Origin of the sequence: Microbacterium radiodurans (assembly GCF_008710705.1) — a bacterium.
GTDB lineage: Bacteria > Actinomycetota > Actinomycetes > Actinomycetales > Microbacteriaceae > Microbacterium > Microbacterium radiodurans.
This window is the reverse complement of the sequence record NZ_VYRZ01000001.1, coordinates 102507-125760: the sequence shown is the minus strand read 5'-3', so window position 1 is coordinate 125760 and position 23254 is coordinate 102507. Positions and strand designations below refer to the sequence as shown.

At 72.0% G+C, this 23254-nt stretch carries 16 protein-coding genes; 7 read left to right on the top strand and 9 right to left on the bottom strand.

Annotated elements, in window-relative coordinates; all coding sequences use genetic code 11:
* Positions 1-75 precede the first annotated feature (75 nt).
* Genes glgX through F6B42_RS00575 form a run of 4 tightly spaced genes read left to right on the top strand, consistent with a single transcriptional unit; the run spans position 76 to position 7418 of the window.
* Positions 76-2289, top strand: coding sequence for a glycogen debranching protein GlgX (gene glgX, locus F6B42_RS00590; protein ID WP_150417661.1), 2214 nt, complete (start codon positions 76-78; stop codon positions 2287-2289).
* Positions 2286-4718, top strand: a complete 2433-nt coding sequence (gene treY, locus F6B42_RS00585) for a malto-oligosyltrehalose synthase (protein WP_150417660.1) — start codon at positions 2286-2288, stop codon at positions 4716-4718. The genes glgX and treY overlap by 4 nt, the downstream gene beginning before the upstream one ends.
* Positions 4715-6493: a malto-oligosyltrehalose trehalohydrolase gene (gene treZ, locus F6B42_RS00580; protein WP_150417659.1), complete on the top strand. Its 1779-nt coding sequence runs from the start codon at positions 4715-4717 to the stop codon at positions 6491-6493. The genes treY and treZ overlap by 4 nt, the downstream gene beginning before the upstream one ends.
* A 31-nt stretch (positions 6494-6524) precedes the next feature.
* A complete protein-coding gene (locus tag F6B42_RS00575; RefSeq protein WP_191089223.1) occupies positions 6525-7418 on the top strand; it encodes a tryptophan-rich sensory protein in 894 nt (297 codons plus the stop codon).
* Positions 7419-7556: 138 nt separating this feature from the next.
* On the opposite strand, the gene F6B42_RS00570 is transcribed toward F6B42_RS00575, so the two are convergent.
* From F6B42_RS00570 to F6B42_RS00555, 4 genes are read right to left on the bottom strand one after another with little or no spacing between them, the layout of a single operon-like run.
* On the bottom strand, positions 7557-9476 hold the full coding sequence (locus F6B42_RS00570) for a glycogen debranching N-terminal domain-containing protein (protein WP_150417658.1): 1920 nt from the start codon (positions 9474-9476) through the stop codon (positions 7557-7559).
* Complete coding sequence (locus F6B42_RS00565; RefSeq protein WP_150417657.1) at positions 9473-10381, bottom strand: carbohydrate ABC transporter permease; 909 nt, start codon at positions 10379-10381, stop codon at positions 9473-9475. Before F6B42_RS00565 ends, F6B42_RS00570 begins: the two co-directional genes overlap by 4 nt.
* Positions 10378-11556 carry a carbohydrate ABC transporter permease gene (locus tag F6B42_RS00560; protein WP_150417656.1) on the bottom strand — a complete coding sequence of 393 codons (1179 nt, stop codon included), beginning with the start codon at positions 11554-11556 and terminating at the stop codon, positions 10378-10380. The genes F6B42_RS00565 and F6B42_RS00560 overlap by 4 nt, the downstream gene beginning before the upstream one ends.
* A 4-nt stretch (positions 11557-11560) precedes the next feature.
* Positions 11561-12814, bottom strand: coding sequence for a sugar ABC transporter substrate-binding protein (locus F6B42_RS00555; protein ID WP_150417655.1), 1254 nt, complete (start codon positions 12812-12814; stop codon positions 11561-11563).
* 153 nt (positions 12815-12967) lie between these two features.
* Here F6B42_RS00555 and F6B42_RS00550 point away from each other — a divergent pair, with 153 nt between their 5' ends.
* Positions 12968-13984: a LacI family DNA-binding transcriptional regulator gene (locus F6B42_RS00550; RefSeq protein WP_150417654.1), complete on the top strand. Its 1017-nt coding sequence runs from the start codon at positions 12968-12970 to the stop codon at positions 13982-13984.
* 362 nt (positions 13985-14346) lie between these two features.
* Here the strand turns inward: F6B42_RS00550 and F6B42_RS00545 are convergent, their stop codons facing one another.
* Positions 14347-15072, bottom strand: coding sequence for a glutamine amidotransferase-related protein (locus tag F6B42_RS00545; protein WP_150417653.1), 726 nt, complete (start codon positions 15070-15072; stop codon positions 14347-14349).
* Between the two features lie 158 nt (positions 15073-15230).
* Between F6B42_RS00545 and F6B42_RS00540 the strand changes: the two genes are divergently transcribed.
* On the top strand, positions 15231-15530 hold the full coding sequence (locus tag F6B42_RS00540) for a hypothetical protein (protein WP_150417652.1): 300 nt from the start codon (positions 15231-15233) through the stop codon (positions 15528-15530).
* Positions 15531-15556: 26 nt separating this feature from the next.
* On the opposite strand, the gene F6B42_RS00535 is transcribed toward F6B42_RS00540, so the two are convergent.
* Both F6B42_RS00535 and F6B42_RS00530 read right to left on the bottom strand, forming a co-directional pair.
* Positions 15557-16288, bottom strand: a complete 732-nt coding sequence (locus F6B42_RS00535) for a substrate-binding domain-containing protein (RefSeq protein ID WP_150417651.1) — start codon at positions 16286-16288, stop codon at positions 15557-15559.
* Positions 16289-16328: 40 nt separating this feature from the next.
* A complete protein-coding gene (locus tag F6B42_RS00530) occupies positions 16329-16736 on the bottom strand; it encodes a transferase (RefSeq protein WP_150417650.1) in 408 nt (135 codons plus the stop codon).
* 173 nt (positions 16737-16909) lie between these two features.
* On the opposite strand from F6B42_RS00530, the gene F6B42_RS00525 reads away from it, so the two are divergent.
* A complete protein-coding gene (locus F6B42_RS00525) occupies positions 16910-17596 on the top strand; it encodes a YitT family protein (RefSeq protein WP_150417649.1) in 687 nt (228 codons plus the stop codon).
* Between the two features lie 28 nt (positions 17597-17624).
* Here the strand turns inward: F6B42_RS00525 and F6B42_RS00520 are convergent, their stop codons facing one another.
* Positions 17625-18398 carry a DNA-formamidopyrimidine glycosylase family protein gene (locus F6B42_RS00520; RefSeq protein WP_150417648.1) on the bottom strand — a complete coding sequence of 258 codons (774 nt, stop codon included), beginning with the start codon at positions 18396-18398 and terminating at the stop codon, positions 17625-17627.
* Positions 18391-23253, bottom strand: a complete 4863-nt coding sequence (locus F6B42_RS00515) for an Lhr family ATP-dependent helicase (RefSeq protein WP_150417647.1) — start codon at positions 23251-23253, stop codon at positions 18391-18393. Before F6B42_RS00515 ends, F6B42_RS00520 begins: the two co-directional genes overlap by 8 nt.
* Position 23254 lies beyond the last annotated feature (1 nt).

Sequence of the window (23254 nt, the reverse complement as noted above, 5' to 3'; positions counted from 1 at the left end):
CGCGGGGGCTTGTCAAGTCCAACGGAGCCCTCTTTTCCGCTGAGTAGTGTGAGGCCCACTACCAGGGGAGATCACATGCAGGCATGGCCGGGTTCCGCGTATCCGCTCGGAGCGACCTATGACGGGAACGGGACGAACTTCGCCCTCTTCAGCGAAGGCGCCGAGAAGGTCGAACTGTGCCTCTTCGACGAGGACGGCAACGAGGAGTGCGTCTCGATCATCGACGTCGACGCCTTCGTCTGGCACGCCTACCTGCCGAACGTGCAGCCGGGCCAGCGCTACGGCTACCGCGTCCACGGTCCGAACGACCCGGCATCGGGCAAGCGGTTCAACCCGAGCAAGCTGCTCCTCGACCCGTACGCCAAGGCCGTCGAAGGCCAGATCGACTGGGGTCAGCCCGTCTTCGGCTACGACTTCGGCGAGCCCGACTCGTTCAACGAGGAGGACTCCGCCGCCCACATGATGAAGGGCGTCGTCGTCAACCCGTTCTTCGACTGGGCCGGCGACCGGCTCCCGAAGACGCCCTACGCCGAGTCGGTCATCTACGAGGCTCACGTGAAGGGCCTCACGAAGCTCCACCCCGACATCCCCGAGGACATCCGCGGCACCTACGCCGGCATCGCGCACCCCGCCCTCATCGAGCACCTGCAGAAGATCGGCGTCACCGCGATCGAGCTCATGCCGGTGCACCAGTTCGTCAACGACTCCACGCTGCAGGAGAAGGGCCTCTCGAATTACTGGGGCTACAACACCATCGCGTTCTTCGCGCCTCAGAACACCTACTCCTCGACCGGCGACCACGGCCAGCAGGTGCAGGAGTTCAAGGCCATGGTCAAGGCCCTGCACGCCGCCGGCATCGAGGTCATCCTCGACGTCGTCTACAACCACACCGCCGAGGGCAACCACATGGGCCCGACGCTCTCGATGCGGGGCATCGACAACGAGGCCTACTACCGCCTCGAAGACGACGACAAGCGCTACTACACGGACTACACCGGCACCGGCAACAGCCTGAACGTCGGCAACCCGCACGCGCTGCAGCTCATCATGGACTCGCTGCGCTACTGGGTCACCGAGATGCACGTCGACGGCTTCCGCTTCGACCTCGCCGCGACCCTCGCCCGCGAGTTCTACGACGTCGACCGGCTGTCGGCGTTCTTCGAGCTCGTGCAGCAGGATCCGATCGTCTCGCAGGTCAAGCTCATCGCCGAGCCGTGGGACATCGGCCCGGGCGGCTACCAGGTCGGCAACTTCCCGCCGCAGTGGACGGAGTGGAACGGCAAGTACCGCGACACGGTCCGCGACTTCTGGCGCGGCGAGGCCTCGACCCTCGGCGAGTTCGCTTCGCGCCTGACCGGCTCGGCCGACCTCTACGAGCACGACGGCCGGTGGCCCGTGGCATCCATCAACTTCGTCACCGCCCACGACGGCTTCACCCTGCGCGACCTCGTGTCGTACAACGAGAAGCACAACGACGCCAACGGCGAGGACGGCAACGACGGCGAGTCCCACAACCGCTCGTACAACATGGGCGTCGAGGGACCGACCGACGACCCCGAGGTGCTGACCCTCCGCGCCCGGCAGCAGCGGAACTTCCTCGCGACGCTGCTGCTCAGCCAGGGCGTGCCGATGATCTGCCACGGCGACGAGCTGGGCCGCACCCAGCAGGGCAACAACAACGGCTACGCGCAGGACAACGAGCTGACCTGGGTGCACTGGGACCAGGTCGACCAGCCGCTGATCGAGTTCACGGCGGCGCTCGCGCGACTGCGCCGGCAGCATCCGACCTTCCGCCGCAGCCGCTTCTTCGACGGCCGCCCCGTGCGCCGTGAGGAGGGTGCTCCGCTCCCCGACATCGTGTGGCTCCGCCCCGACGGCAGCGCCATGCAGCCGGAGGACTGGGACTCGGGCTTCGGCCGCGCGGTCGGCGTCTTCCTCAACGGAGACGGCATCCGCGAGCGCGACCGCCGCGGCGAGGACATCTCCGACGGCCACTTCTTCGTGCTCTTCAACGCCGGGGACGAGCAGGTCGACTTCGCCGTCCCCTCCGACGAGTACAGCGACCAGTGGGAAGTGCTCGTCGACACGAGCGGCGAGCTCGTCGGCGCCGAGCCGCTCGAGGGCGGCCAGTCGCTCGGCGTGCGTCCGAAGTCCCTCGTCGTGCTCGGGGAGTACACCGAGCCCGAGGCCGAGGTCGACCACTCCGTCGCCGCCTCGCTCGCCACCTACGCGAACCCGGTCGAGACCATGCCGGCGCACGCGCCGACCGCGGAGGTCCCGGGCCGATGACCGTTCCCGTCTCGACGTATCGACTGCAGATCCGGCCCGCGTTCGATCTCGCCGAGGCGGCGGGCACCGTCGACTACCTGCGCGAGCTCGGGGTCGACTGGGCGTACCTGTCGCCGATCCTGGCGGCGGCGGAGGGATCCGATCACGGCTACGACGTGATCGACCCGACGCAGGTCGACCCCCGCCGGGGCGGGCCCGACGGCCTCGCCCGGTTCGCGGCGGCGGCACGGGATGCCGGACTCGGCATCCTCGTCGACATCGTGCCCAATCATCAGGGCGTCGCGGTGCCCGCCGAGAACCCCTGGTGGTGGGACGTGCTCCGCCACGGCCGCGACTCGGTGCACGCCGATGCCTTCGACATCGACTGGGAGCACGGCGGGGGCAAGATCGCGCTCCCGATCCTGGGCTCGTCGCTGCGCGAGGCGATCGCGAACGGCGAGATCGAGGTCTCGCCGGTCGCCGCCGGCGATCCGGACGACGCCGCCCACGGCGCCGCCGGGGTCGCGCGCTACTACGACCACGTGCTCCCGCTCGCCGACGGCACCGCGCCCGCCGCGGCGACGAGCGACCCGGCCACGGTCGACGCCGTGCTCGCCGCGCAGCACTGGCGCCCCGGATTCTGGCGCGATGACGCCGACGAGCTGAACTTCCGCCGGTTCTTCGCCGTGACGACCCTCGCGGGCGTGCGGGTCGAGTTGCCCGAGGTGTTCGACGCGAGTCACGCGGAGATCCTGCGCTGGCTCCGCGAGGGTCTCGCCGACGGCCTGCGCATCGACCACCCCGACGGCCTGGCCGATCCGGGCGGCTATCTGGCCCGGCTGGCCGAGGCGACGGGGGGCGCGTACGTCGTCGTCGAGAAGATCCTCGAGCACGCCGCGACGGATCACGCCGAAGAACTGCCCGCATGGTGGGCGACGGCGGGCACGACCGGCTACGACGCGATGGCCGAGATCGACCGCGTGCTCATCGACCCCGCCGGCGAGGAGGCGCTCGACGCCCTCGACGCCGACCTGGCGGATGCCGCGCCCACCGCCTACGCCGACATCGTCCGCGAGGCCAAGCGCGCCGTGGCCGACACCATCCAGGCCGCCGAGGTCGGCCGTCTCGTCCGCGGCCTCCCGGCCGACGTGCGCGAGCCGCTCGGCGAAGAGGTGGCGAGGGATGCTCTCGCCCAGCTCCTGACGGCCTTCTCGGTCTACCGGGTGTATCCGCCGGTCGGGGCGGAGATCGTCGCCGATGCGGTGGCCGCCGCGACCACCGACCGGCCCGACCTGGCCGACGCGCTCGCGACGCTGGCGCCCCTCGTCGCGGAGCCGGGCACCGAGCTCGCGCGCCGCTTCGCGCAGACCACCGGCCCCGTCATGGCCAAGGGCGTCGAGGACTCGGCCTTCTACCGCTACCCGCGGATCGGCACGTTGACCGAGGTCGGCGGAGACCCCTCGGTGTTCTCGCTCGACGTCGCCGGCTTCCACCGCGCGCAGGCGTCGCGACTCGCGGCGTGGCCGCACGCGCTGACGGCGCTGAGCACGCACGACACCAAGCGCAGCGAGGACGTGCGCGCGCGACTCAGCGTGATCGCCGAGGTGCCCGGCCGCTGGCGCGAGACGCTCGAGCGGCTGCGGAGCATCGCCTCGACGGGCGACGGCCGCCTCGACGACCTGCTGTGGCAGGCGATCGTGGGCGCCTGGCCCGCGTCGCCCGAGCGTCTGCAGGCCTACGCCGAGAAGGCGTCGCGCGAAGGCGGGATCGTCACGTCGTGGACCGAGCCGGATGCCGATGCCGAGGCGCGCGTCGGTGCCCTCGTCGATGCGGCCACCGGCGATGCGCGCGTCGTCGTCGAGGACTTCGTCTCCAAGATCACGGCGGCCGGCCGCTCGAACTCCCTCGCGGCGAAGCTGCTTCAGCTCGCCGGACCGGGCGTGCCCGACGTCTACCAGGGCACCGAGCTGTGGGACCACTCGCTCGTCGACCCCGACAACCGTCGCGACGTCGACTTCGCCGAGCGCCGCGATCTGCTCGCCCGTCTCGACGACGGCTGGCAGCCGCCGATCGACGACACCGGAGCGGCGAAGCTCCTCGTGGTCTCGCGCGCGCTGCGCGCGCGTCGCGACCGCCCGGAGCTGTACACGCGGTACGCGCCGCTGCCGGTCGTCGGCGCGGCGGCCGATCACGGCATCGCGTTCGACCGCGGCGGTGCGATCGCCGTCGCCACGCGTCTGCCGGTCGGGCTGTCAGCGCGCGGAGGGTGGGGCGACACCGTCGTGGTGGTGCCGCCCGGCATCCACCGCGACGAGCTGACCGGACGCACCTGGCCCGGCGGTGAGGTCCGGCTCGCCGACCTGCTCGACACCTACCCCGTCGCCCTGCTGACCCGTGCCGAGAGCACGGCATCGCCCGCGGCGTCGCCCGCAACCGAGGAGAACGCATGATCGAGGTCTGGGCGCCCCGCGCCGAACGGGTGCGACTGCACCGTCCCGGAGCGGACGATGTCGAGCTGCGCCGCGGGGAGAGCGGATGGTGGCGCTCCGACGTCGAGCTCGCCCCCGGCGACAAGTACGGCTTCCTCCTCGGCGACGCCGCCGACCCGAGGCCCGATCCCCGATCGCGGCGCCAACCCGACGGCGTCCACGGTCTCTCGGCCGTCGACGACCCGGCGGCCTTCGCCTGGACCGATGACGCATGGACCGGGCGGCCGGTCGCGGGCGGCCTGGTCTACGAGATGCACATCGGCACCTTCACCGGTCCCGGTACCCTCGACGCCGCGATCGCGCGCCTCGACCACCTCGTCGAGCTCGGCGTGACGCACGTCGAGCTGCTGCCGGTCAACGCGTTCAACGGCACCCACAACTGGGGCTACGACGGCGTGCTCTGGTACGCCGTGCAGGAGAGCTACGGCGGACCGGACGCCTACCGACGATTCGTGGATGCCGCGCACGCCGCCGGCCTCGCGGTCATCCAGGACGTCGTCTACAACCACCTGGGCCCCTCGGGCAACTACCTCCCCGAGTACGGTCCGTATCTCCGCGACGGGCGCCGCAACACGTGGGGCGACAGCGTCAACCTCGACGAGCGTGCGGTGCGCGACTACATCATCGAGAACGCCGAGATGTGGCTGCGCGACTTCCACGTTGACGGGCTGCGCCTCGACGCCGTGCACGCGCTGCACGACGACGACAGCCCGGTGCACCTCCTGGCCGAGCTCGCACAGCGAGTCGATGCCCTCAGCGCGCACCTCGGTCGGCCGCTGACGCTCATCGCCGAGAGCGACATGAACGACCCGACGATGATCCTTCCCGCCGAGGCGAAGGGCTACGGCATCACGGCGCAGTGGTCGGATGACTGGCATCACGCCGTGCACGTCGCGCTCACCGGCGAGACGGTCGGCTACTACGCCGACTTCGACGAGCTCGACGCGCTTCCGAAGGTCTGGAGCGGCGGCTTCTTCCACGACGGCACCTACTCGTCGTTCCGCGGGCGTGCGCACGGTCGCCCCATCCCGCCGGAGTCGCCCTCATGGCGCCTCGTCACCTTCGCGCAGGACCACGACCAGATCGGCAATCGGGCAGCGGGCGATCGCCTGTCGGCCACGCTCAGCGCCGACCGCCTCGCGATCGCCGCCGTCCTGACGCTGACCGCGCCCGGCACGCCGATGCTCTTCATGGGCGAGGAGTGGGGCGCGAGCACGCCGTGGCAGTTCTTCACCTCGCACCCCGAGCCCGAGCTGGCCGAGGCGACCGCCGCAGGGCGCAAGCAGGAGTTCGCCGAGATGGGGTGGGACGAGGATCTCGTGCCCGATCCCAACGAAGAGTCGACGTTCCTTCGCTCGAAGCTCGACTGGAGCGAGGCCGACGGCGGCGCGAGCGCGCGACTGCTGGACCTCTACCGCCGGCTCGGCCGGCTGCGACGCGAGCAGCCGGATCTCACCGACCCGCGATTCGGCTCGCGCGGCGCGGCCGCGAGCGAGGTCGAGGGCGGGCGGGTCTACGACCTGCAGCGCGGTCGTGCCCGCGTGGTGGTGAACCTCTCGCCCCAGCCCTGGCGGATCGAGCTCGAGGGTGTCTCGAGGAGCAGCGGCGCGGGACGCGACGGCGACGAGCGCGACGAGGTCTGGCTCGAGACGCTGCCCGCCGAGCGGCTCGACGGCGCGCTCGTCGTGGCGCCCGAGTCCGCCGTGATCGTCGGGCCGTCGCTGTCAAGACGATGAGCGGCACGGTGCTCGCGCCTACCGTGAGGGAATGAGCACCACCGCGCGTCACGCGTCGACCTCGAGGGGCGGCGCGCCGGCATCCGATCGGCCGGACACCGGCCGCGACCTCATCCGTCAGATCGCCGTCGTCTCGGCGGTCTGCTTCATGATCGTGGCGGCCATGGTGGGGACCGGGCTGCTCGGCGGCACCAACGTCCGCGACCTGCAGGGCGGCGCGCTCGACGCCGATGCCACCGTGCTGGCACCGGGCACACCGGCGTTCAGCATCTGGTCGGTCATCTACCTCTTCATGGTCGGGTACGCCGTCTGGCAGGCCTCCCCCCGACAGCGCGATCGACCGCGACAGCGCGCCGCCGGGTGGTGGATCGCCCTCACCGCCGTGCTGAACGGGGGGTGGCTGCTGGCGGCGCAGTTCACGACGCTGCCGCTCACCGTCGTCGCGATCGTCCTGTTGCTCGCCGCGCTCGGCTGGACGTTCCGCATCCTCGTGCGACGGCGGCCCGCGTCCGTCGGTGACCGCGTGCTCATGGACGCCACGGTCGGTCTCCATCTCGGCTGGGTGTCGCTCGCGACCGTGGCCGACATCACGGCCTGGCTGAGTCGGACGGTGCCGGAGTCGTGGGGAGCCCAGGCCGATGTCTGGGGCGTCGCCGTGCTCGTCGTGGTCGCCGCCGTCGGCGTGGGCGTCGCCGCCTTCTCGCGCGGTCGCCCCTCACCCATCCTCGCGCTGTCGTGGGGCCTCGCGTGGATTGCGATCGCGCGCACGACCGACCAGCCGCACTCGACCCCCGTCGCGATCGCGGCGGTGCTGGTGATCGTCGTCGTGGTCGCCGCCGCCGCGGTCGTCGCATGGCGCGCGAACGGCCGGGAGACGCGCGGCCTGGTCCGGCGCAGCCGCAGGAGCCTCAGCCGCGCGGCCTGATCGCGGGCAGGGTGGACCCGTTCTCGGCTGTCGCGGGTCCGTACTCAGGAGAAGTGCGGGCTGTCTGGGGTCTGCAGGGTGCGCGTGCGGCGAGCCTCCTGAGCACGGTCCGACGCCGACCGGCCGAGCGCTCCCGGGTCAGCTCTCGAGCACCTGCAGGGCGACGATCGCGGCAGCCGCCGACCAGGCCTGCGGCCGGCACGCGGCCGGGTAGGGCACCGGAACCCGGGTCTGCGAGGCGGGGTCGCCGGCGTGCAGCTCGGGCACGCGGAAGCCGAAGCCGTCCGCCGCGGCGAGCATGCCCGCGACGACCTCGGTCGCCTCCTCCCGCAGCCCCGCGCGCGCCAGGCCGTGCGCCGCGATCGCGGTGTCGTGCAGCCACACGCTGCCGCCGTGGTAGGCCAGCGGCCAGTAGCCCCCGGCATCCGTCGACATGGTGCGGATGCCGTACCCGCTCGACATCGTCGGGGCGAGCAGCAGCGACGCGATGCGCGCCTCGTCCAGGGGATCGAGGATGCCGGTTCCGATCAGGTGGCCGATGTTGCTCGTCAGCGTGTCGACGGGGCGCTTGTCGCGATCGAGCGCGATCGCGGGGTAGCGACCCTCGGGCGTCTCGACCCAGTAGGCCGCGGCGAAGCGCGCGCGCAGGTCGGATGCCCAGGCGCGGAGATCCGACGCGGTGTGCGCGTCCTCGGCGCCGAGCGCCTCGAGCAGATCGGCGGCGCCGCGCGCGGCCTCGTAGGCGTAGGCCTGCACCTCGCACAGCGCGATCGGACCCGACGCGAGAGTCCCGTCGCGCCACTGTATCGAGTCGCCCGAGTCCTTCCACCCCTGGTTCGCGAGCCCGCGTCCGGTCTCGTCGATGTAGTCGAGGAACCCGTCGCCGTCGGCGTCGGCGTCCTCGCGCAGCCACGTCAGGGCACCGTCCAGCGCGGGGAGCAGGTCGCGGACCTCGGGCTCCGGCATCCCCGCCCGCCAGGCGTCGACGAGCAGGCAGACCCAGAGCGCGGTCGCATCGACGCTGCCGTAGTAGACCGGCGGCAGCACGACTCCCTCGCTCGGGATCTCGAGCGCGGCGGCCCGCAGCTCGTGCAGGATCTTGCCGGGCTGCTGGGCCGTGTCGGGGTCGGTCGCGTCGCCCTGCAGCCGGGCCAGCACGCGGAGGGTGGATGCCGCGATCCGCACATCCAGCGGCAGGCTCAGGCGCGCGGCCCACAGCGAGTCGCGCCCGAAGAGCGTGAAGAACCAGGGGGCGCCCGCCGCGTAGAACTCGTCGTCGGCGTGCTCGGGAAGCGCGAGGCGCAAGGCGTCGAGGTCGTCGAGCGCGCGGGAGAGCCAGTGCCCCAGCCGTGGCTCGATCGCGGTTCCCCGCCGCGCCACGTCGGGGCGGTCCCACGGCGCCGACGAGCGTGCGCCGGTGACGACGAGCCCCGGGTCGGTCATCTCGATCGAGACCGTGTGCTCGCCCGTTCCCCCCGCCGGCACGCGGACGTCCCACTCCACCTGAACGATGCCGTCGCGCCACGACAGCACGGCGCCGGGGGCGCGCAGGTCGAAGGAGCGCTCGCTGTCGCTCACCGCTGCCGTGTCGCCGACGACGTCCGCCGTGACGGACGCGCCGGCCGCGAGGCCCGCCTTCACGTCGTGCAGTGCGGCGAAATCGGGCGTGACCGCGAGGCGGAGGGTCGTCTCGACGGCCGCGTCGATGGCCGAGACGATGCGCACCGTCTCGGTGAGCGAGCCATCCGCCACCACCCGCTCGCGTACGAGGCGGACGCGCGGGTCCGGCAGCGGCGAGTCGAGCCCGCGGAGGAGTCCGCCGAAGACGACGCGCGACGCGTCGGCGTCGTCGAGCGAGATCCACTCGATCGCCGACCCGTCGCACGTGAGCTCGAGGCCTCGGATGTGTCGGATGTCGCCGTGGTACACCCCGTCGATCGGTGCCTCGCCCATGTCGCCCGAACGACGGGACCATGTCTGGGTCGGGGCGCGCAGCGCGATGACGGCCTGGTCGAGGAGGGGCTGACGCTGGGGTGCGGGCAGGTGGGGGTCGGTCATTCCTTGACGGCTCCTTCGCTGGCGTTCATGATGCGCCGCTGGAAGATGAAGAACATCACCGCGACCGGGATCGTCATGATCGCCGCCGCTGCGAGTTTGATCGGATACTGGGTGCCCTGACTGAGCTGACCGCTCGCCAGTGCTGCGACGCCCTTGGTGAGCGTGGTGAGCTCGGGCGACTGGGTCGACACGATGAAGTGGCTCAGCTCGTTCCACGATCCCTGGAACGACAGGATGACGATCGTGATGAGCGCCGGCCGTGCCATCGGAAGCACGACCGACCAGAAGATGCGGAACGTGCCGGCGCCGTCGATGCGCGCCTGCTCCTCGACGGCGACGGGGATCGACTCGAAGAAGTTCTTCATGATGAACACGCCCGCGGCATCCACGAGGAGCGGGAGGATCATGCCCGCGTACGAGTCGTAGATGCCGAGCTGGTTGATCACGAGGAACTTCGGGATCAGCAGCACCACGGTCGGCACGGCCATGACGCCGACGAGCGCCGCGAAGATGATCCCGCGGCCGCGGAATTGCAGCCGTGCGAGCGCGTAGCCGGCCAGCGAGTTGAAGAACACCCGTCCGATCGTGACGAACACTGTGACGACGGCGGAGTTGGCGAACCACACCGGGAAGTCCGAGAAGAGGAACAGGCGCTGGTAGGCGGCCCACGTCGTCGGCGACGGGATGAGCGAGATGGGGTCGGCCGCGGCATCCGCTTCGGTCTTGAACGAGGTCGCGACCTGCACGAGGAACGGGAAGATGTAGATCAGCGCGATCGCGATGAGCAGTACGTACAGGGCGATCTGGCCGATGAGCGCTCGCCGCGAGAGCCGGCGTCTCGCGTCGGGCGCGGGAGCGGATGCGGCCGGCGCCGCCGGGCGGGACGGGGCGATGGATGCGGTCATGGCTGCTGCCTCACCTGGTACTGCCGGGCTCTGCGAGCCGACACGGGCCGGTCGCGCAGCACGATGCGCTGGACGATCGTGAAGAAGACGATGATCGCGAAGAGCATGAAGGCGATCGCGGCGCCTTGGCCCCAGTCCTGCGAGCCGAAGGCCGCCTGGTAGCTGAGGTAGGCGGGGGTCAGCGTGGTCTTGCTGGGCCCGCCCTGGGTGCCGGTGTAGATCTGGTCGAAGACCTGCCAGCATCCGATCAGCCCGAGGGTCAGCACGGTGAACAGCACCGGCTTCAGCTGCGGCAGGGTGACGCGCCAGAAGCGCTGCCAGCTCGACGCGCCGTCGACCATCGCGGCCTCCTCGGTCTCGCCGCCGATGTTCTGCAGGCCGGCGAGGAAGAGCAGCATGAACGTGCCCGACGTGGTGAACACCGCCATGAGGACGAATGCGCTCATCGCGACCGAGGGGCCGGCGAGCCAGTCCCACCAGGTGATCCCGAGAAAGCCCCCGCCGGTCAGGAACGCGGGCCCGCTGTCGATGCCGACGGCGCCGAGGACGTTGTGGACGACGCCGCTCGGGTCGTTGAACCAGTTGGGCCCGGTGATCCCGATCCACGACAGCACCGTGTTCACGACGCCGCTCGAGGAGAACAGGAAGAGCCAGAGCACGGTGATCGCGACGGAGCTCGTCACCGACGGGAAGTAGAACGCTGTGCGGAAGAAGCCGCGGCCGCGCAGGATCGCGCGGTTGACGAGCAGCGCGAGGAAGAGCGACAGGGCGGTCTGGAGCGGCACGACCAGGAGCACGTACCACGCGTTGTTGCGGAGGGCGATGCCGAAGTCGCGGGTCGGCAGGCCGCCGTCGGCCGTCACCGCGGCGTAGTTCTCCAGACCGACGAAGCCGACGTTCGGCGACAGCGGACTGCCGCGCCCGCCCCAGTCCGACACGCTCACCCACAGCGCCATGAGTACCGGGACGAGCATGAAGACGCCGAGGATCACGATAACGGGAAGGACGAACAGCCAGCCGGCGGCGGCCTGGTTGCCGTGGATGCCGCGCCGGATCCCGCGGGGGGATCCGGCGCGACGACCGCCGCCGTGCCGGCTGCCGGGCCGGCCGGTTTCGCCGCGCGGCGCGGCGCCGGCGGAGCGCGGGTCGACCCGCGCCGAGGAGGGGGCGGTCATGGTGTCAGCCGACGATCGCCTCGAGGTTCGACTGAACCGTCTGCAGGATGCTGGTGGGGTCGCTGCTCGAGAGCGTCTCCAGCTGCGCGTTGAAGTCGGAGATGACGTCGGCTGCGCCGTCCTGGTTCGGCGGGAACTGCGCGTACTCGGCTCCGTCGAGGAACGCCTCGAGGTCGGGGTTGGCCGAACGCCAGGCGTCGGCCGCCGACTGGATCGACGGCATCGGGCCGAACGCCTCGGAGAAGGCGAGCTGCTGGTCGGTGCTCGTGAGGAACTCGATGAGGTCGAGTGCCGCCTGCTGGTTGGGGCTGTCGGCCGCCATGCCCCAGCAGTTGGTGAACTGCAGCGTGCCCTCGCCGCCCGGACCGCTCGGGAGCGGCGCGACGGTGTAGGCCAGGTCGGGGTAGTCGGCGGCGAGTCCGCCGGTGATCCAGTTGCCCTCGATGGTCATCGCCGACAGCTGCTTGCCGAAGGCTTCGCCGCCCCAGCCCGCGCCGAGGTCGCTCGCGTAGGCGAAGGTGCCGTCGGCGAGGTGGGTCTTCACGTAGTCGAGCGCCTCGACGTTCTGGTCGCTGTCGGCCGTGGCCGCGCCGTCGGTCACGAGACCGCCGCCCGCCTGGGCCATGAAGGCGCCGACGCGCTGGTACTCGGCGCCGAACGCGAGGCCCACGCGCCCGTCGGTCGTCAGCTGCTGGGCGACCGAGGCGAGCTGATCCCAGTCGGTGGGGATGTCGGCGTCGGTCAGGCCCGCCTGCTCCCAGAGCTGGGTGTTGATGACGAGCGCGAGCGTCGAGAAGTCCTTCGGGGCGCAGAAGAACTGGTCGTCGACGGTGAAGTTGTCGACGAGCGAGGGGTAGAAGTCGTCGCGGTTGCCGAGATCGTCGCCGTAGGCCTGGATCGAGCCGTTTCCGGCGTACCCGGCGAGCGCGTCGCCCGAGAGGTAGAAGACGTCGGGCGGCGAACCGGCGGCGAAGCCCTGCGAGAGCTCCTGCGGCAGGTCGGTCGCTGCTTGAACCGTCGCGTCGATGCCGGACTCCTCCGACCAGGCCGCGACCGCGTCGGTCACGGCGGTCGTCTCGGCGTCGCCGGAGGATCCGATGAGGACGGTCAGGGAGTCGTCGGAACTCGTGAGCCTGCCGTCGGCGGACCCTCCCGAGCCCGAGTCGTCGAAACCGGATCCGCAGGCGGTGAGGGTGAGAGCGCCGACGGCGAGGAGCGCGGTCGCTCCCCAGGCCGAGCGCGTGCTGCGCGGTGTCATGTGTCTCTTCTCCTTCGATGAGGCAGGCGCTTCGGAGTCGGTCGTCCGGGGCGGTGCTGGAACTTTGAACGATCAAACTCCGGGTGTGCAGACGAGATTACGAAGGCGGCCGCGCTCTGTCAACGTCTTGCCGGAACCGTAAGATGGTCGCCCATGGCCAAGGCACCGACCGTCGAGGACGTCGCGCGCATCGCCGGCGTCTCGCGGCAGACGGTGTCGAACGTCCTCAACACCCCCGGGATCGTGCGGCTCTCGACGCGGCTGCGCGTCGAGAGCGCCATCGCCGAGCTCGGGTACCGACCGCATATCGCCGCTCGGGCGCTGCGCACGCGTCGCAGCAGCGCGATCGGCATCCATCTGGACCCGTATGCCGGGGGAGTGTCGGGGGTCGTCCTCGACCGGTTCGTCCATGCGCTCACCGAACGCGCGGGCGAACGGGGACTGCGCGTGCTGCTCTATGCGGCGCGATCGGCCGACGAGGAGATCGAGAGGATGCGGGAGCTCGTCGAGGGCGGCGAGGTCGATGGATTCGTCGTCACCGGCACCTTCCACGGCGATCCGCGCACGGGGTGGCTCCTCGAACGCGACGTGCCCTTCGTCGCCTTCGGCCGGCCCTGGGGGCTCGACGACGTCGACGACCCGGCCCACCTGTGGGTCGACGTCGACGGCGCGGCGGGAACACGCGCCGCCTCGTCGCACCTGGCGGGTCTCGTCGGCGACGCCGTCGCATTCCTCGGCTGGCCGACCGGGTCGGGCACGGGGGACGACCGCGAGCGCGGGTGGCGGTCGGTCGTCGGCTCGGGCGGGGTGCGTCTGAGTGCCGAGGAGGACGTCGCCGCCGCGCGCGCGGTGGTCGCTGCGGCGCTCGAGGCGGCACCCGCGACCGGGCGCGGCGCGATCGACGCCCTGGTGTGCGCGAGCGACACGCTCGCCATCGGCGCTCGTCTCGCCGCGGCATCCGCGGGCCGCGACGACATGCCGATCGTCGGCTTCGACAACACCCCCGCAGCCGAGGCGCTCGGACTCAGCAGCGTCGAGCAGCTGCCCGAGAGCGTCGCCGACGGCGTGCTGCAGCTGCTCACGGGCGCGACCGGATCGACGGTGGCGCCCCGGGTGGCGACGGCGGGGGAGGCGCACGTGCTGGTCGAGCCGCGCCTCGTCGTGCGCTGATCGGCCGGGCTGTGGGCGGTCGGGTCCGCGGCGGGGCGGCCGGTCGGATCGGCGGGCGGGTGCGGCTGGCCGGTTCTCAGGAGATGCGGTGGGTACCGGGGTCGTTGCGCGGCCCGGTGTGCTCTCTTTCCTGAGAACGGGTCGGCGGCGGGGCGGCTCGCGTGCTGGTCGAGCCGCGCCTCGTCGTGCGGTGGGCCGCAGGGCGGGTGGCCGGTCGGGTCGGCGGGGCGGAGCGCGGGCGGCCGGTTCTCAGGAGATGCGGTGGGTACCGGGGTTGTTGCGCGGCCCGGTGTGCTCTCTTTCCTGAGAACGGGTCGGCGGCGGGGCGGCTCGCGTGGAGACGGCCCGCTCGCGGGGCTGGGTCAGAAGGCGCGGGCGAAAGCCGCGAGCATGCGGGCGGGTTCGGTGACGGATGCCGCGCGCACCCGTGCTGCGACGATGTCGTAGTCCGCGGCGTCGAAGTAGCCGTCGTTCCGGTAGACCGTCATGCGGTCGGTGAAGTCCTCGGGTGTCGGTTCGGGGTGGAACTGAGTGGCGTAGAGCCGGTCTCCGATTCGATACGCCTGCACCGGGCATGCGTCGTTCGTCGCGAGCAGGACGGCCGCCGCGGGCAGCTCGGCCGTGCCCTCCTTGTGGGCGGTGAGAGCGGTGAACGTGCTCGAGAGGCCGCCCATCAGGGGGTCGTCACGACCGGCGTCGGTGAGGGTGATCTCAGCCGGTCCGGTGTCTTCGGGATACGCGCGCGACGTGCTCCCGCCCAGCTGCCGGGTGGCGACGCCGATGCCGAAGCAGGTGAAGAGCGCCGCGGTCGCGCCCGACGCGGCAGCGTCGGCGATGCGGGCGAGATCGGCCTCGAGCCGCACCTGACCCTCGGGCTTGTGCTCGGCCGCATCCGTCGCGTTGTAGGGGCTGCCGCCCACGACGAAGCCGCGCCAGCGGTCGAAGGCGTCGGCGGGCAGCGAGTCGCGGGTGAGGTCGACGCGTTCGAGCTGCGACTGGTCGAGTTCCATGGCCCGGCGGAACGAGGCGTACTCCGCTTCGGCGGCGTCCTGCTGGGGGCGCACGCAGACGTACACGAGCGGGGCCATTCGAGAATTCTATGCGCCGCAGCTGCTCGACCAGCCCGCGATGACTCCCCGTGACCAGCCCGCGAGTCGATCACGTCCGCGCGAATCCATCTGTGCTGCCGGATTGATTCGCGCGACTCGGATGGTTTCGCGGGATCCGTCGGGCGCACAATGGGGAGATGACCGACCGGGTGATCGTGACGGACGTCGCCGACCTGACCGCTGTGCTCGACAGCATCGACCGGGTCGCGGCGGTCCGCGGCTGGCGGACGCGCCGACCGAGCGACACCGCCCGAGTCGAGGCGGACGCACGCTCGGCTCAGGTCGCGCTCCGGATGCCGAGCCCCGTCGTGGTTGTGCTCGAGATCGACCCGGATGCCGCGGACCCGCTCAGGCCGGTCGACGCGACGGCACTGCTCGCCGCCAGGCCCGTACCGGGCGCTGTCGCCGACGGGCGACGCGGGCTGCACGGCGCCTGAGCTGCGCGCGCGAGGGCGCCCGCGCGTCAGCGCGACGAGTTGGCGGTGCGCCCCCGGACGATCCCGATGAACGTCTCGACCAGCTCGGTCGTCGCGTCGGTGCGCCACGCGAGCGCGACGCTCGTCCCGGGCGCATCGACGACGGGACGGTACTCGGCGTCCTTGCGGTGATGCAGTCGCGCGAGCGACAGCGGCATGAGGACGACGCCCGTCCCCGCCGCCACGGTCGCGACGGCGTCCGCGGTGGTCTCGAGGGGCTCGAAGGCCGGGGCCGTGGTGCCGGGCACCTCGGTCCGCACGACGTCGTCAAGCGGGACGATCCGCACCTCGCCGGCGAGATCGTCCAGGGTCAGCTCATCGGCCGCGGTCAGCGCGGAATCCGCCGAACAGACGGCGACGGTCACCTCGTCGTAGAGCGCGATGACGCTCAGTCCCGTCCGATCGAGGGGAAGACGCACGATGGCGGCGTCGACGTCGCCGTCGACGATCGCGGCGCGCTGGACGACGACGTCGAGGTGCACGAGCTCGAGCGGCGTGCGCGGCATCCGATCCTTCCAGATGTCGATCCACTTGCCGGGAGTCGCACCGGGAATCGCGCCGAGACGGAACGGCCCGGCCGGTTCCTCGGATGGCGCCGGGCGCGCGTCGAACACAATCTTCTGTTTCGGCGCCGACTGCTTGGCGCCCCGCCGCGAGCCGCCGCCGCCGCGTGCGGGACCGCCGCGCTGCGCGCGGCCTCGGGATGCGCCGGGAGTCATGCTCCGAGCGTATCCGGCACGCCGACACCGGACGCGAGCGTCATGCGGCCAGGCGCAGACCTCGCCGGTCGGTTGCGACGTGCTCGCCGTCGCCGATGTTCTCGTCGTCGCCGATGAGCGACCCGCCGGCCACCTGAGCGTGCGCCCCGATGAAGGCGCGGATGCCGATCTTGGCGCGCGGGCCGATGGCCGCGCCCGATCCCACATGTGCATGGGGCGCGATCTCGACGTTCGGTCCGATGACGGCCTCGCGCTCGATCCACACGCCGCGGCCGATGTGGGCACCCGCCGCCACCTGGACCCCGGGTTCGACGTAGGCGCCCGCTTCGATCAGCGCGGTCGGGTGCACCTTGGCCCCGTTCGCGATCAAGCCCCGACCGTTCGCGTGCTTGCGGTAGCGCAGCGTCTCGCCACGGTCGTTCTCGATGTCGATGTAGTTCTTGCCCACGATCCCCTCCCACAGTCCGACTTCCGGTACTGAGTACTGGAAACAACCCCGCGACCCGCGTTTTCATTCCCGAACATGATTCGGAGCGGGGGCTGCGACGGTTTGCTCATCCAGCGTGCGATCCGTCCGCCGCGAGGGCGACGGGGTGTGCGCGGAAGCCCGCGCGAGATAGCATGCCCGCCGCCCGGGTCGGAGTTTGCGAGGATGGGCGGGTGGAGGCATCTCGCGCGCCGTCGACCGGACCATCGCTCGTCTTCGAGGCGGCGCTCACCCGGCACACCCGACTCGAGGATGCCGTCGGCATCCTCACCGGCACGTTCGTCGCCTCGCTGGGGCTGCACCTGCTGCAGTCCTCCGGGTCGGTCACCGGCGGCACCGCGGGTCTCGCGCTCCTCCTCGGCTACGCCACGGGATGGTCCTTCCCCCTGCTGTTCGCCGTCGTCAACGCGCCGTTCGCCGCTCTCGCCCTCTGGAAGAAGGGGTTGTCGTTCACGCTGCGCACCTTCGCCTCGATCGCGCTCGTCTCGGGTTTCACGTGGGTGCACCAGCATCTGCTCGTCTTCGAGCGGATCGAGCCGGTCTACGGCACGCTCGGTGGGAATCTGCTCGCGGGCGTCGGACTGCTGATCCTCTTCCGTCACCGCTCGAGCCTCGGCGGAGTGAACATCATCGCCCTCGTCCTGCAGGAGCGGACGGGATTCAGCGCGGGCTGGACCCAGATGATCTTCGACATCCTCATCATCGTCGCGGCCCTCCTCGTCCTGCCGTGGCCCGCGGTGCTGCTCAGCGCCGCGGGAGCCGTCGTGCTGAGCGTCGTGCTGATCCTCAACCACCGGCCGGGACGCTACATCGGGCGGTGACCGCTGCGCTCGTGTCGGGCGCCCGGGCTCAGGCCTGACAGCGCGGGCACCAGAAGATGTTCCGCTCGCTCGTGGGGAGGGCGCCGATCTCATCGGTGAGGATGAGGGTGCCGCACCGGCGGCATGGCTTGCCGTCGCGCCGGTAGACCCACATCCGCTGGCCGGGCCGATCGTTCCCGGTGAAGGTGCGCGCCGACCGGTCGCGATTCGCATGGATCATCCGATAGCCGGTCTCGAGCACCGCGACCGCGTCGATCTCGGTCGCGGGCGTCGTGGGGAGGATGCCGCGCACGAAGAGCAGCTCGTTGGCGTAGACGTTGCCGAACCCCGCGACGTTCCGCTGGTCGAGCAGCGCGACGTGGGCGGCTCGCTTGTCGGCGCTCACTCGCCGGGCGGCCTCGGCGAGGTCCCAGTCGGGGCCGAGCAGATCGGGACCGAGGTGGCCGACGAGGCGGTCCTCGTCGGCGGTCGGCAGCACCTCGACCATCGCGAGTTCGAAGCCGACGGCATCCACCGATCCGGTCCCGACGATCGCGCGCGCCTGAAAGGCGGGCGCCCGCCAGCGTTCGCCGTGGCGGTAGACGTGCCAGCGGCCCTCCATCTTGAGGTGGGAGTGCAGGCTGTGCTGGCCGACGCGCAGCAGCAGGTGCTTGCCGCGGGCGATCGATGAGCCGACCGTCTCGCCCCGGAGATCGGCCGTGGCACTGCCGGGAACGCGGATGTCGAACCGCGTGACCTCGTTCCCGACGAGCGCTTCACCGAGCTTCCGCGCTGCACGGAAGACGGTGTCGCCCTCAGGCACCCGCCACGCTCCCGCCCGTTCCGCGGCCGGACGCGGCGGCCGCGGCGGCCGGACGGGCCCCCGCGGTCAGGCGCCTGAGCGTCAGGCCGCGCGACGACTCGACGAAGCCCGCGGCCCGCAGCGCGCGCCCCGTGGTCGTGCCGTAGACGAACTCGCCGTTGACCTGCTCGACCGTCAGAGTGTCGAGGCGACGCGCCTGCGCGGTGCGGACCAGGTCGGCGGCGGCCGCCGTCAGCGACTCCTCGTCGTCGGTGAAGGCGAGCGCCGAGCGACCGCCGCGCTCGAGGTACAGCGTCAGCGTTCCGTCGACGAGCACGACGACGCCGCCGGCCTTGCGCCCGGGGCGATGGGAGACCCCCTCGAGCGCGGGCCAGCCGAGCGCGGCGCCGTAGGGGTTCGCCGGGTCGGTTGCCGCGAGGGTGACCGCGCGCCGCGGCGGCGGGTCGGCGAGGGCGGCGAACTCGCGCAGCCGGTCGACCGTGACGGATGCCGCGAACTGCGCGGCGCCGAGGGTCTCGATCACGTAGCCCCGCCGGCAGTGCCCGGCCTCCTCGAACCCGGCGAGCACGCGATAGACCTGCGCGAAGCCGCCCGGTACGCCCTCGGACTGCACGCTACCGCGCGTCACGACGCCGTAGCGGTCGAGCAGGAGCCCCGCCGACGCGGTGACGCGCAGCGACGGGTCGGGCTCGACGGTCGGCAGCAGCGACCATCGACCGCCGAGGTTCGAGGGGCGCGGGGCGGCCGGAGTCGAGGGCCGAGCGAGCGGCGTGCCGCGATAGAGCCGCGAGCGCGGGGTGCGGCGAGCGCTGCGGTGCGCCTGCGAGCCGCCCGAGAGCAGCGACCTCACGGGCGTGAAGGTGTCGTTCGTGATGCGTCCGGCCCAGGCCAGGCGCCAGAGGGCGTCGAGCACGCTCTGCTCGTTCGGCGCTCCGACGGTGGCGACCAGCTGCGCCGCGAACCAGCCGCCGCCGACGGCGAGGGCGTCGAGGATCCCGACGTCGAGATCGCCCGAGGTCGACGACTCGTCGGCCTCCGCATCCGCGTCGGCCAGCGCCAGGGTGAGCGGCGCCAGGTCGGCGGGGTGCAGCGCGATCCAGCCGTCGCGGCCCGGCAGCGTGCCGTGCCCCGACCAGACGACCTCGCCCGTCGCGGTGAGCTCGTCGAGCATGCCCGGCGTGTAATCGCGCACCCGGGACGGCAGGACGAGCGATTCCCAGGCGCTCGCGGGAATCGGCACTCCCGCGAGCTGTTCGATCACGGCGGCGACCCCGTCGACGCCCTCGAGCGGTCGCGTGACGTGCTGCCACACCGGCAGGAACCGGGCGAAGGCCTCGGGGGAGACGGGCTCGACGCTGCCGCGGATGGCCGCGAGCGAGCGCATCCGCAGCCGGCGGAGCACTTCGGTGTCGCACCACTCGAGGTCGTCGACCTCGCCGCCCGAGGTCTCGGGAAGGAAGTAGCCGCTCGAGATGCGGCCCTGCGATTCCAGTCGCTGCAGCGTCTGGCGGGCGACGGCGGTGCCGATGCCGAGCCGCGTGGCGACGTCAGCGGTGCGGAAGGGCCCGTGCGTGCGGGCGTGGCGCGCGACGAGATCGGCGAGGGGGTCGACGACCGGCTCGAGGAACGCGGTGGGGATGCCGACGGGCAGCGCCGCCCCGAGCGCGTCGCGGAGGCGGCCGGCATCCTCGATGCCCGCGGTGCGCTGCGCACCCGCGATCGTCACCGGGATGGCGCGTCGCGCCGTCACGAGCTCCTGCAGAAGGGCGGCGGCCTCGGCGACGCGGCGTGCGGGAGGAGATCCGCCGTCCGAAGGAACGGGCGCGGCGCTCGCGTCCTCCGCTGTGCCGATCTCCTCCGCAGTGCCGGTGCCCGCCGGGTCTTCGAGGCGCGCGGCGACCTCGGTCGCATCCAGCGGGCCGAGGAGGCGCAGCAGATCGGCGACGCCCTCGACGCCGCGCGCGCGGCGGTCGGGGGCGAGGCGCTGCGCTTCGAGCTCGAACTGCGCGATCACCTCGGGGTCCAGCAGCTCGCGCATCTCGACCTTGCCGAGCAGCTCGGACAGGAGGGCCGGATCGACCGACAGGGCGGCGGCGCGGCGCTCGGCGAGCGGCGAGTCGCCCTCGTACATGAACGCCCCGACGTACCCGAAGAGCAGGTCACGGGCATACGGCGAGGGCTGCGACGTCGTCGTCTCGACGAGCCGGATGCGACGGTCGGCGATGCTCCGGGTGATGCGCAGCAGGGCCGGCAGATCGTAGACGTCCTGCAGCACCTCGCGAAGCGTCTCGAGGATGATCGGGAACGACGGATGCCGCCGCGCCACCTCGAGGAGCTGCGCCGAACGCTGCCGCTGCTGCCACAGCGGCGCGCGCTTGTTCGGGTTCAGGCGCGGCAGCAGCAGGGCGCGCGCTGCGCACTCGCGGAAGCGCGATGCGAACAGCGCGGAGCCGCCGACCTCATCGGTGACGATCTGCTCGAGCTCGTCGGCGTCGAAGACGAAGAGGTCGGCCCCGGGCGGTTCGGCGGCGGCATCCGGAACGCGGGCGATGATGCCGTCGTCGCTCGCCACCGCCGCGCCCTCGACGCCCAGGCGCTCGCGGATGCGGGCATTGACGGCCAGAGCCCAGGGGGCGTGGACGTGCATGCCGTACGGGGAATGGAGGATCACGCGCCAGTCGCCGACCTCGTCGCGTGAGCGCTCGACCGTGAGCGACCGGTCGGTCGGGAGGCTGCCGGTCGCCTCGCGCTGTTCGGCGAGGTGGGCCAGCAGGTTCTCGATCGCGTAGTCGTCGAGGCCGGATTCCCGCAGCCGCTCGGTCGCCTTCTCGGGGCCGGCGGACGACACCTCGCGGCTGAACTTCCCGAGCGCCTCGCCGAGCTCGGCGGGCCGGCCGAGTCCGTCGCCGTGCCAGAACGGGAGCTTGCCCGGCTGGCCGAAGGCCGGCACGACGTTGACGCGGTCGTGGGTGATCTCGACGATCCGCCAGCTCGTCGTACCGAGCGTGAACACGTCGTTGACGCGGGACTCGTAGACCATCTCCTCGTCCAGCTCGCCGACGCGGGCATTGCGGCTCTCGCCCGCGACGAAGACGCCGAACAGGCCCCGGTCGGGGATCGTGCCGCCGCTCGTCACGGCGATGCGCTGGGCGCCGGGGCGTCCCGTGAGCGTGCCCTGATCGCGATCCCACACCAGTCGGGGACGGAGCTCGGCGAACTCGTCGGAGGGGAACCGTCCGGCCAGCAGGTCGAGCGTGGCCTCGTATGCGGACCGCGGCAGCGTGCGGAACGGTGCGCTCCGCCGCACGATCTCGAACCAGGTCTCGACCTCGATCGTGCCGGTGGCGCACGCGGCGATCGTCTGCTGCGCGAGGATGTCGAGCGGATTCTGCGGCACGGCGATCGCCTCGATCTTTCCCGCCAGCATCCGCTCGGTGACGACGGCGGTGTGCAGCACGTCGCCGCGGTGCTTCGGGAACAGGGCGGCACGGCTCACCTCGCCGACCTGGTGGCCGGCGCGGCCGACGCGCTGCAGGCCGGATGCCGCGGACGGTGGCGCCTCGACCTGGATGACCAGATCGACGGCGCCCATGTCGATGCCGAGCTCGAGGCTCGAGGTCGCCACGACGCAGCGGAGCACGCCGGACTTCAGCTCATCCTCGACCTGAGCGCGCTGCTCCTTCGACACCGAGCCGTGGTGCGCCTTCGCGAGCACCGCCTCGGCGCCCGCCGACGCGCCCGCTTGCGCCATCATCGAGGCCGGGACGGTCGCATCGGGCAGCTCGCCGCCGAGGCGCTCGGTGTAGATCTCGTTGAGGCGCCCGGTCAGCCGCTCGGCGAGCCGCCGGGAGTTGGAGAACACGATCGTCGAGCGGTGCTGCAGGATGCGGTCGACGATCGCCTCCTCGACATGCGGCCAGACCGAGCCGGTGACCTCGGAGGTCCCGCCGGATGCCTGCGGGGCGCGGTACCACGCCCCGTTCTCCCCGTCGTCGTCGTCATCATCGTCATCGTCGTGTCGCGACGATGAGCCGGTGCCGAACGCCGCCTCCTCGGCACCCGGCGGGGCCGGCGGATTCAGCATGTCGGGGATCGGCACGACGACGCTCAGATCGAATGCCTTCGAGGCCCGGGGCGCGACGATCTCGACGGGGGCGGCTCCGCCGAGGAAGCGGGCGACCTCGTCGATCGGCCGCACCGTCGCGGAGAGGCCGATGCGCTGCGCGGGCTTCTCGAGCAGCGCGTCGAGACGCTCGAGGCTGACCGCGAGGTGGGCGCCGCGCTTGGTGGCGGCGACGGCGTGGACCTCGTCGATGATGACGGTGTGCACGCCCCGCAGCGTCTCGGACGCCTGCGAGGTGAGCATCAGGTAGAGCGACTCGGGCGTCGTGATGAGGATGTCGGGCGGACGTGCGACGAGGGCGCGTCGGTCGGCCGACGACGTGTCGCCCGAGCGCACTCCGACGGTGACCTCGGGCACCGGCTGGCCGAGGCGCCGCGCGGACTGCCCGATGCCGACGAGCGGCGACCGGAGGTTCCGCTCGACGTCGACGCCGAGGGCCTTCAGCGGCGAGATGTAGAGAACGCGGGTGTCGGCGGGTGCGGCATCCGTCCGGCGCCGTTTGACCGGTGTGTCGTCGACGGGGCCGGCGGCGACCTTGTCGCGGAAGGTGCGGTCGATCGCCCACAGGAACGCCGACAGCGTCTTTCCCGAGCCGGTCGGGGCGACGACGAGCGCGTTCTTGCCGGCCGAGATCGCCTCCCAGGCGCCGGCCTGCGCCGAGGTCGGCTTCGTGAACGCGCCACGGAACCAGTCCGCGGTGGGCGCGGAGAAGCGGGCGAGCACATCGGCCATG